The organism is Vibrio sp. 378 (assembly GCF_033339435.1).
In genome coordinates this window covers 1-748 of record NZ_JAWOUO010000469.1, presented here as the reverse complement: position 1 = coordinate 748, position 748 = coordinate 1, and the positions used below count along the sequence as shown (strand labels likewise).

The following is a 748-nucleotide window of genomic DNA, read 5'->3' as shown; positions in this document are numbered from 1 at the left end:
ACGCCCAGTTTCACAGCTGCCCAGCTAAAGCTGAAGATACCTAGAGGCTTACCAATCAATAGACCTAGTGCAATACCTAGAGGCAGCATTGAAGTTAGGCCTGACATCGATACGCCTTCTAGCGAGATACCTGCGTTCGCAAATGCAAACAGAGGAAGAATACCAAATGCAACATAAGGGTGAAGAGCATGCTCCATGTGTTTCAGTGGAGAGTGTTCGCCCTGCTTTCCTTTCAGCGGAATCGCGAAACCGATCACTACACCTGCCAATGTTGCGTGCACACCAGACTTAAGTACAGCAAACCACAAAATAGCACCTACAATCATGTACGGTGTTAGCTTAGTGACTTCTTTCGCGTTCAGCATGAACAGTACACCTGTCATGACGAAGCCGACAAGCAATGCCATTGAAGAAAGATCACCGGTGTAGAACAGAGCAATGATGACTACAACACCTAAGTCGTCAATGATCGCAAGAGCCAACAAAAATACTTTTAGACTCACTGGTACGCGCTTACCAAGTAACGCCATGATACCCAGAGCAAATGCAATGTCTGTCGCCGCAGGAATTGCCCAACCAGAGATCGCTTCAGGGTCATTTGCATTAAAAGCAACGTAAATAAGTGCCGGAGCCAACATACCACCGACCGCAGCAATTGCAGGGAAGATGGCAGTTTCTTTCGATTTTAGCGCGCCTTCAAGCAGCTCGCGCTTTACTTCAAGGCCAATAAGTAGGAAGAACACAGCCA

The 748-nt window shown here is 47.5% G+C and carries 1 protein-coding gene; it reads right to left on the bottom strand.

The annotated features are described in order from the left end of the window. Window positions 1-748, bottom strand: a 748-nt coding sequence (gene nhaA, locus R7Q48_RS26980) for a Na+/H+ antiporter NhaA (RefSeq protein ID WP_318133318.1), incomplete at both ends; no start/stop codon positions are given.